Annotated in this window: 11 protein-coding genes, 1 tRNA gene and 1 other RNA gene; 5 read left to right on the top strand and 8 right to left on the bottom strand. The window is 72.4% G+C overall.

Annotated elements, in window-relative coordinates; genetic code table 11:
• Positions 1-418: 418 nt before the first annotated feature.
• The 4 genes from recR to ffs all read right to left on the bottom strand — a co-directional run bounded on the left by recR (position 419) and on the right by ffs (position 4,251).
• On the bottom strand, positions 419-1,012 hold the full coding sequence (gene recR, locus V6U88_RS28260; RefSeq protein ID WP_334457614.1) for a recombination mediator RecR: 594 nt from the start codon (positions 1,010-1,012) through the stop codon (positions 419-421).
• A gap of 8 nt (positions 1,013-1,020) precedes the next feature.
• Complete coding sequence (locus tag V6U88_RS28255) at positions 1,021-1,329, bottom strand: YbaB/EbfC family nucleoid-associated protein (RefSeq protein ID WP_218896632.1); 309 nt, start codon at positions 1,327-1,329, stop codon at positions 1,021-1,023.
• Positions 1,330-1,437: 108 nt separating this feature from the next.
• Complete coding sequence (locus V6U88_RS28250) at positions 1,438-4,053, bottom strand: DNA polymerase III subunit gamma and tau (protein WP_334457612.1); 2,616 nt, start codon at positions 4,051-4,053, stop codon at positions 1,438-1,440.
• Between the two features lie 108 nt (positions 4,054-4,161).
• Positions 4,162-4,251: signal recognition particle sRNA small type (gene ffs, locus V6U88_RS28245), an RNA gene on the bottom strand.
• 82 nt (positions 4,252-4,333) lie between these two features.
• On the opposite strand from ffs, the gene V6U88_RS28240 reads away from it, so the two are divergent.
• Positions 4,334-4,418: transfer RNA gene (locus V6U88_RS28240), tRNA-Ser, on the top strand.
• A gap of 89 nt (positions 4,419-4,507) precedes the next feature.
• On the opposite strand, the gene V6U88_RS28235 is transcribed toward V6U88_RS28240, so the two are convergent.
• Entirely contained in the window at positions 4,508-4,843 is a 336-nt protein-coding gene (locus tag V6U88_RS28235; RefSeq protein WP_442934714.1) for a tyrosine-type recombinase/integrase, read from the bottom strand.
• 60 nt (positions 4,844-4,903) lie between these two features.
• Between V6U88_RS28235 and V6U88_RS28230 the strand changes: the two genes are divergently transcribed.
• A complete protein-coding gene (locus tag V6U88_RS28230; RefSeq protein WP_334457621.1) occupies positions 4,904-5,026 on the top strand; it encodes a hypothetical protein in 123 nt (40 codons plus the stop codon).
• Here V6U88_RS28230 and V6U88_RS28225 read toward each other — a convergent pair.
• The 3 genes from V6U88_RS28225 to V6U88_RS28215 all read right to left on the bottom strand — a co-directional run bounded on the left by V6U88_RS28225 (position 5,002) and on the right by V6U88_RS28215 (position 6,631).
• Positions 5,002-5,748, bottom strand: coding sequence for a hypothetical protein (locus V6U88_RS28225; protein WP_334457611.1), 747 nt, complete (start codon positions 5,746-5,748; stop codon positions 5,002-5,004). The two genes, V6U88_RS28230 and V6U88_RS28225, sit on opposite strands and share 25 nt — an antisense overlap.
• Positions 5,749-6,140: 392 nt before the next feature.
• Positions 6,141-6,389, bottom strand: a complete 249-nt coding sequence (locus V6U88_RS28220) for a flavin reductase (protein ID WP_334457610.1) — start codon at positions 6,387-6,389, stop codon at positions 6,141-6,143.
• A complete protein-coding gene (locus tag V6U88_RS28215; RefSeq protein ID WP_334457609.1) occupies positions 6,386-6,631 on the bottom strand; it encodes a hypothetical protein in 246 nt (81 codons plus the stop codon). Before V6U88_RS28215 ends, V6U88_RS28220 begins: the two co-directional genes overlap by 4 nt.
• Positions 6,632-6,827: 196 nt before the next feature.
• On the opposite strand from V6U88_RS28215, the gene V6U88_RS28210 reads away from it, so the two are divergent.
• From V6U88_RS28210 to V6U88_RS28200, 3 genes are all read left to right on the top strand, one after another.
• Positions 6,828-7,595, top strand: coding sequence for a helix-turn-helix domain-containing protein (locus V6U88_RS28210; RefSeq protein WP_334457608.1), 768 nt, complete (start codon positions 6,828-6,830; stop codon positions 7,593-7,595).
• Positions 7,586-7,777 carry a DUF397 domain-containing protein gene (locus V6U88_RS28205; protein WP_334457607.1) on the top strand — a complete coding sequence of 64 codons (192 nt, stop codon included), beginning with the start codon at positions 7,586-7,588 and terminating at the stop codon, positions 7,775-7,777. Before V6U88_RS28210 ends, V6U88_RS28205 begins: the two co-directional genes overlap by 10 nt.
• A gap of 132 nt (positions 7,778-7,909) precedes the next feature.
• Positions 7,910-8,524 carry a hypothetical protein gene (locus tag V6U88_RS28200; protein ID WP_334457606.1) on the top strand — a complete coding sequence of 205 codons (615 nt, stop codon included), beginning with the start codon at positions 7,910-7,912 and terminating at the stop codon, positions 8,522-8,524.
• The last annotated feature ends 3 nt before the right edge of the window (positions 8,525-8,527 follow it).

Raw genomic sequence — 8,527 nt, 5'->3', positions numbered from 1 at the left:
CAGGTCTCGGCCTACCCCTTCCACTACGCCCAGTGGGAGCAGCAGGCCGCCGACCTCGTCGCCAAGCACTGGAACAACTGACCGCACTGAACCACACGCTGGCCGGCACCCCACGGGGGTGCCGGCCAGCGGCACATCCACCCCGTCACCGAATCTTGGACACTTACCGTTCCCCCCGAACGACAACTGTCCAAGATCTCCCCGGACCAGACCGGCCGGGCGCGTTGATCATGAAGTTGGCGGCAGTGGAAGAGATCAACACCGCCGCTAACTTCATGATCAACGCGGGGTGGGGGCGGGGATGGTGGGGGCGGGGCGGCCGAGGTCCAAGGAGTCGGGCGCTCTGGTGGGGCGGGAACGGCGATGGGTCCACGCCTGTCGGCGTGGACCCATCGGGTACTCGGCGCGCGTGCGGCGGTCAGACGGCGCGGCGGCCTTCGAAGGCGCGGCCGAGGGTGATCTCGTCGGCGTACTCCAGGTCGCCGCCGACCGGCAGGCCGCTGGCGAGCCGGGTCACCGAGATGCCCATCGGCTTGACCATCAGGGCCAGGTAGGTCGCGGTCGCCTCGCCCTCGGTGTTCGGGTCGGTGGCGAGGATCAGCTCCCGGACCGCGCCGCCGCTGAGCCGGGTCATCAGCTCGCGGATGCGCAGGTTGTCCGGCCCGATACCCTCGAGCGGATTGATCGCCCCGCCGAGCACGTGGTAGCGGCCGCGGAACTCACCGGTCCGCTCGATGGCCACCACGTCCTTGGGCTCCTCGACCACGCAGAGCACCTCGTCGGTGCGGCGCGGGTCACGGCAGATCCGGCACTGGTCGGACTCGGCCACGTTGTAGCAGGTGGTGCAGAACCGGACCAGCTCCTTGACCTTGCGCAGCGCGCCGGCCAACCGGTTGACGTCGGCCGGGTCCGCGGACAGGACGTGGAACGCGATCCGCTGGGCGCTCTTCGGGCCCACGCCCGGCAGCCGGCCCAGCTCGTCGATCAGGTCCTGGATGGCGCCTTCGTACATCGGCCGGCTCAGAAACCGGGCAGGCCGAGGCCGCCCATGCCACCGGCGACCGGACCCATCTTCTTCTCGGTCAGCTCCTTGGCCGCCTCGGCGGCGTTGTGCAGGGCCGCGACGACCAGGTCCTCCAGGGTCTCCACGTCCTCCGGGTCGACCGCCTTCGGATCGATCTTGATGCTCTTGATCTCACCGGCGCCGGAGACGGTCGCGGTGACCAGGCCGCCGCCGGCGGTGCCGGTCAGCTCGGCCTCGGCCAGCTCGGCCTGCGCCTTGGCGATCTGCTGCTGCATCTTCTGCGCCTGCTTCAGCATCTGCTGCATGTTCGGCTGTCCACCTGGGCGCACGGATGGCTCCTTCTCGCACTCGTCTGCTCGGCCGCGCCCAGCCTAGCCGGGCGGCGGCACACGTCCTCGGTGGCCGGCGCGCGCTCAGCGCGCGTCGACCTCGTCGATCTTCTCGGCGCCGAACGCCTCCCGGAGCAGCTGCACCGCCTGCTCCTCGCTGGACTGCCGGGCGGTCCGCTCGTCGATCACCTCGTCCAGCGGCTCGTCGCCCGGGTCGAACCCCTCGTAGGTCGGGGTCGCCGCCGGCTGGGGACGGCCACCGCCGCGCAGCGGCCCGTCGAAGTCCGGGTCGTACGGCGGCTCGCCGGCCCACTCGGCGTCGGCGGTCTTCCGGTTCGCCTGGGCGGTACGCGGACCCTTCGCGGCCGCGGTGCCAGCCGCAGCGGCGGCGGCCCGCGCCGCCGCGATCGCGCTGCTCACCGGTGCGCCGTTGCCGTTGCCGGACGGGGGCGCGGACTGCTTCGGCGCGACGGTCAGTGTCGACGCGGCCGGTGCCGCGCCGGCCGTCGCCCCGCCGGACACCACGGCGGCCGGGCCGGACGACCCGGTGTTCGAGGTGGCCGCGCCACCGGGACGGGCCGCCTCGGGCCAGTCGCCCCCGGCGTCGCCACCAACCGCGGCGGGAGCTGCCCCGGAGCCACCCAGCCGGGCCGGCTCGGGCCACTCCTCGTCGTCCACCGGCGCGGCGTCGACAGCTCCCGCACCGGCCGAGGTCGCGGCGGCAGAGCCACCGGTCCGTCCCGGGGCACCGGCCGGAGGCGGGGCGTCCGAGCGACCGGACGGTCCCAGGTCACCGCCGGCGGAGTGCGCGGCCACCGGGTCACCGGGCCGCCCACGGCCGCCGTTGGCAGCGGGCGAGGTCGACGCGCCACCACCGGCGGGGTGCGAGGGCACCGGGCCACCGCCGGTGGTGGCTGAAGTCGCGGGGCCGTCGCCGACCGGGGGTGAGGTCACCGGTGCGCCGGGCGGGGTCACGACGGGCGGGGTGGGGCGGGCCGGGGCGGGAGCGGCGGCACGTGGGCCGCCGAGCGACGCCCCGCCCCGCTCGCCGGCCACCTCGCAGCGGATCTGCCAGCGCCCGCCCAACTCTTCGTAGAGCGCGTCGGTGAGCACCTGCGCGTGGTCGGACATCATCTTGGCCAGCACCGACGACTTCACCGTCACCACCAGCGTGTCGCCGTCGAGGTCGCGGACCACGGCGTCGCGCATCAACGCCGCGATCCGCTTGTTGGTCCGGTTGACCTTGCCGACGATGTCCGGCCAGGCACGGCGTACCGCGACGGCGTCCAGGGCACCCGGGGAGCTGCTGCCCGGGCGGGGCGGCTCGGGGGTGGCCGGGTCGGGCATCACCGCCTCCGGCGGCACCCGACGGGGCGCGGCCGGCGGGGTGACCGGGTCCGCCGCCGGGGCGGGAACCTCCCGCGATTCCACGACGGGCGCGGGCGCGCTCGGGGCGGCGGGGGCGGGCTCGGGGCGTACCTGGGGAGCGGGGGCGACCGGCGCGGCGCCGGCGGCGGCCGACGGCAGCTCGACGCCACCCAGGGTGAGCCGGCGCTCCATCCGCTCCAGGCGCTGGAGCAGGCCGCCGGTGGTGTCGTCCGCGCCGGGCAGCATCATCCGGGCGCAGATCAGCTCCAGCAGCAGCCGGGGCGCGGTGGTGCCACGCATGTCGACCAGGCCGTTGTGCACGATGTCGGCGCAGCGGGAGAGGGTGCCCGGGCCGAGCCGCTGGGCCTGGGCGGCCATCCGCTCGACGTGGTCGGCCGGGCCGTCGATCAGGCCCTTGGCCGCGGCGTCGGGGACCTGCTGGAGCACGATCAGGTCGCGCAGGCGTTCCAGCAGGTCGGAGGCGAACCGGCGCGGATCGTGCCCGGCCTCGGCCACCCGGTCGACGGTGGCGTACGCGGCGGCGCCGTCCCCGGCGGCCAGCGCGTCGCACATCTCGTCGATCAGCGCGGAGTCGGTGACGCCGAGCAGCGCGGCGGCCCGGGCGTAGGTGACGCCCTCCGGACCGGCACCGGCGATGAGCTGGTCGAGCACGGAAAGGCTGTCCCGGGCGCTACCGCCACCGGCGCGCACCACCAGCGGGAAGACGGCCGGCTCGACGGTGACGCCCTCCGCCTCGCAGAGCTGTTCGAGGTACGGCCGGAGCGTCTTTGGCGGGATCAGCCGGAACGGGTAGTGGTGGGTCCGCGACTTGATCGTGCCGAGGACCTTCTCCGGCTCGGTGGTGGCGAAGATGAACTTGACGTACTCCGGCGGCTCCTCGACCAGCTTGAGCAGGGCGTTGAAGCCGGCCGACGAGACCATGTGCGCCTCGTCGATGACGTAGATCTTGAAGCGGCTGCTGGCCGGCGCGAAGAACGCCTTCTCGCGCAGCTCCCGGGCGTCGTCGACGCCACCGTGGCTGGCCGCGTCGATCTCGATCACGTCGATCGAGCCCGCGCCGTCGGTGGCCAGCGAACGGCAGGACGCGCAGGTGCCGCAGGGCTCCGGGGTGGGGCCCTGCTCGCAGTTGAGCGAGCGGGCCAGGATCCGGGCGCTGGAGGTCTTGCCGCAGCCCCGGGGCCCGGAGAAGAGGTAGGCGTGGTTGAGCCGCCCGCTGCGCAGCGCCTGCGACAACGGTTCGGTGACGTGCTCCTGCCCGATGACCTCGGCGAAGGTGCGTGGCCGGTACTTGCGGTAAAGGGCCAGTGCCACCCGTACCGCCTCCTCTCGACCGAGCCATTCTGCGCCGGTCAGGCGCGGGTGACCACCCACCACCCCGTGACCTGATCCGCAGGTACGGTACCGGCGCCCGGAGACAAAAAAGGCCTCCCGTGCACCCGGCAGAGCTCGCTTATCCTTGCTGCCTTCCGGCCCTGGGGAGGTTCACGAGGTACCGCCGCACGGGAGGTGCCACCCAGCCTACCCGAACCCCGGTGGATCTTCAGGGGGTGGTGGGGTGGCCGGCCCGCCGGGGACCTGTATCCTGGCTCGCGGAGGATTCGCCTAGAGGCCTAGGGCGCACGCTTGGAAAGCGTGTTGGGTTAACACCCTCACGAGTTCGAATCTCGTATCCTCCGCTCGCTTGAGCAGCACGAACGACAGGGCCGGCCCCACCGGGGACCGGCCCTGAGTCGTCTCTACGGTCGCTTTCGTCTCAGTTGTCGTCTCACTTGCCATGTTCCGGCCCGTCTGGCTGCTCGTGGCCGGCTTCCCCCGACCTACGCGGCGGGTCGCCCCAGAGCAGCCCGCCGAGCTGCTGCGCGATGTCCCGGCCCACCTGATCGGTCATGTGCTGGTATCGGACCGCCATCGCCGAGTTGGACCAGCCCATGATGCCCATCACGGCACGGCCGGAGACGCCGAGGACCAGGAGCACGGTGGCGGCGGTGTGCCGGGCATCGTGCAACCGGCCGTCCCGCACTCCGGCGAGCTTGAGCAGCCGTTTCCACTCGTCATAGTCGGTCGCCTGGTGGATCGCTTCGCCGTTCGGAGAGGCGAACACCCAGCCCTCATCGCGCCAGAGCTGGGCGGCGGTCTCGCGCTCGACGTCCTGTTCCTCCCGGTGCTGCCGCAGCAGATCGATCAGGGCATCCTCCTCGCCCGCCTCGACATGCTCTACCCGCAGACCGGCGACGACGACTCCCGGGAAGCAGCACGACCTCAGCGGGCCTCGGTGGTCGCCTGAGCTGCGGCCAGCAGCCCGTGAAGCTGCGCGTGCGGGAAGCCCTGGTCGGTGCCGGGTGGGGTGATGCGGGTGCTGTAGAAGTCTGTCTTCTCGTTGAGGCCCTGTGCCGCCCACCGATAGCCGGCCGCGTCGCGGTGCCATGTCACGCCCTGGCCGCGGAAGTCGGACCGGGCCAGCCAGTCGGCGCCGCTCGGCCAGTAGCCGGTCCAGCCGTCCGGGCGCAGCGAGGCGAAGGCGGCCTCCACCGTGGCCACCGCACCGTCCACATCATCGTCCTCGAACACCGCGGCGAACCGGCACAGCAGCGCCAGCGCGGGCCCCGGATTCGGCAGTTCCGCATCGCGTGCGGCCACTGCCCGGCAGACCAGCTCGAGTTCGGACCAGCGCAGCGCGTACGGGTGCCAGTGCGCGCAGTCGTCCCAGCCCAGTTCGACCGCCTCCGATTCATCCGGACTGAGGATGCCGAGGCTGTGATACCCGAGGACCGGGCTGAGCTCGAGCGCGAGTCGGTGGCCGCCACCGACGTCGAACACGACCGCCAGTTCCGGTGCCGACCCATCGTCGCCCTCGTCGCCCTCGTCGGCAAGGTCGTCCTGCTCGTCGATGACGTCAGCGAGATCGCCGAGGCGCTCCGAGCCGGGCCATCCCTCGTGCGCGAACAGATAACGCGCCCAGAAGGCGGGGTCGTGCAGCGATGCGGTCAGGGCTGCGGGCATGGTCATCGTACGATCATGGCCGAGGCCCGCCGTGTCGCCAACCGAGCACGGCTCGACGCCGCGGAGGACAGCATCGCGGAGATCCAGCCACAATCGCCTCGGCTCTCATCGACCCGAGGGTGATCGGTCCGGCCGCCTGAACGTCTCTGCACACGCCCGGGTGCCTCGTCTCACTTCTCGTCTCGTTCGTTGGCGTACGGAGGCGAGCGCAGACGAACGGCCGGTCGAGTTGGCCAAGGTGGCGAACGGAGCCGATCAAGCGCATATGGGGCCGAGGAGAATTGGAAAGCGTGTTGGGTTAACACCCTCACGAGTTCGAATCTCGTATCCTCCGCTCGACAGAGCGACACGAAGGGCCGGCCCCGCACGGGCCGGCCCTTCGTCGTACGCGAGCCACGTCACCCGCGTGGGCGAGCCCAGGAGACGAACCGGTCGATCAGGACCGCCGGGGACGTGCCGGGGCCGGAACCGGCCAATTCTTCGGCGGCCTCAACCTGGAGGGTCGCCAGGTAGACGGTGAGCGCGGCCCGGTCGTGGCGGTACTCGGCGAGCAGCCGCAGCTTCGCCGCCGAGCAGGGCCAGGCTATGCCGCAGGCCTGGCAGCGCCAGGTGGGTCGGGTGGGGACGTGCTCCCGGCGGCGGCTCACCGCGACGGCACCTCGACGGCGACGGCCCGGTCGACCCGGACGAACGCGAAGCGCTGGCGGATACGGAGCGTGCCGTCCGGGTTCACCTCGTGGCCGCGCAGCTCGGCCCACTGCGCCCCCTCGAACGGGACGACGCTCAGCACCTCGGTGATCCACAGGGTCAGCGGGCCCTTCCCGAAGCGGTACGAATCGGCGGGGACGCGGATCGTGGCGCCGACGGTGACGCGGGAGCTGGGCGGCATGGGCGGGCCTCCTTCGCGGTGGAGGGGGCCGCCCCGCCTCCGGCGTCGAGGCGGCCCCTGACTGACGCCGGCCGCCGGGCTCACTCACCTCCACCGGCCGCGCCGTCCTGCGTGACCACCCTTCCGCGCGTCACCGGACAGGTACACCGCGTAGCTATATGGTCGGCGGATATTCGAGACATCCGATGGAGGGGCCGTGAACGACGCGCTACGGGCGGCGCTGAGCGACACCGGGCACACCACCGAATCCCTTGCCGAACGCGTCGGCGTCGACCCGAAGACGGTCGCGCGCTGGCTGACCGAGGGCCGCATCCCACACCCGCGGCACCGCTTCACGGCGGCGGAAGCCCTCGGCCGGGACGTAGCGGACATATGGCCGGACACATCGAGACGTCGGGACCCGATCTGGTTCCGGCCATGGCAGGAGATCGAGCGTGAGGCGGTTTCGCTGCGGTCCTATCAGTCGGTCGTGCTGCCGGGCCTTCTTCAGACCGAGGCGTACGCCCGCGCCGTGCTCACCGGCGGCGGCCTGCTTCCCAGGGGCGACGTCGAGCGGCACCTCGCGGCTCGGCTCGCTCGGCAGGGCATCCTCAAGCGGGACGACCCGCCGCAGTTCACTGCCGTCGTCGACGAGGCGGTCCTCCGCCGGCCGGTCGGGGGCCGGACGACGATGCACGAGCAACTGCGGGCGCTGGTCACGGCGTGTGCCGACCCGCACATCCGGGTGCACGTCGTGCCGTCCTCGGTCGGCGCCTACGCGGGTCTCAACGGCCCTTTCGTGATCGCCAACAGCCACGACCACCGGGTCGCCGGCTATCTCGACAACCAACTCCAGGGACAAGTGGTTAGCGACCCGGAGGACATCGCGGCGATGATGGCAGCGTGGGAGAACGTTCGCGGCGAGGCGCTGTCCCACTGGCAGTCTGTCGACCTCATCACGGAAGCGGCGGAGACATGGACCTGAACGGCGCGCGGTGGCGCAAGAGCAGCCGCAGCAGCGGCAACGGGGGCGACTGCGTCGAGGTCGCCGACAACCTGCCCGGCATCGTCGGCGTACGGGACTCGAAGGACCCGGCCGGACCGGCCCTCGTCTTCGCGGCGGCGGCCTGGCGCGCCTTCGTCGCCCAGGTCGCCGAGCGGGCCTGACCCGAGCGCAGCGGGAGCGTCCGGCCCTGACGGGACGGGCGCTCCGGCGGGTACCGTCCGAGTGATCGACGGCGGCGGCAACTCCGTCGTACACATGTTCCATCCACAGGCTGTGGATGCCGGAGGGCTCGGATGAGTTACCAGCTCAGCGCGGTCGTCGCGGATGTCGAGTTGCTCCGCGAGCAGACCGCCGAGCTGGACCCCGCGGTCCTCGCCGCACTCCGGCAGGATTTCGCGCTGCTGCCGGTGACGCCTCAGCTCGTGCAGGAACTGACCGGCGCGCTGCCCGACTTCGCCACCGACGAGCCGAGCGCGGAGCAGCCGTTCCACCTGGTCCTCTCCCCGGCGTTGGCGGAGCTGCTGGCCCGCTGGTCGCGGCAGGGGCCGGTGGCGTACCTGGAGGCGGAGTTCGCCGGTGGCGCCGGGCACCAGTCGGCGGTGGTGTGGCTGGGTGGCGAGGTGAGCTGGGGCCCGCGGCTCGACCGGCTGCTGGACGGGCCACGCGCCGAGTGGCCGATCAACGCGGCGCTGACCCGGCTGGGTGCCGAGCCCGGCCAGTGGCTCGACCCCTTCGCCGAGTTGGGGTTGCACCTGGAGCGGCACACCGACGGCTGGCTGGCCCACGGACGGCGGGGGCTCTCCGCCGACTACTGGGACGAGCTGGCCGAGGAGTGGGAATACCGGCAATCCGGCCAGGAGCAGCAACCTGAGCGGCCCGGTTCCGTTGGGGACTGGGGGATTCCATGAAAT

Origin of the sequence: Micromonospora sp. CPCC 205739, assembly GCF_036906795.1 — a bacterium.
In the GTDB taxonomy this organism is placed as follows: domain Bacteria; phylum Actinomycetota; class Actinomycetes; order Mycobacteriales; family Micromonosporaceae; genus Micromonospora.
This window is presented reverse-complemented; position numbering and strand designations above follow the sequence as displayed.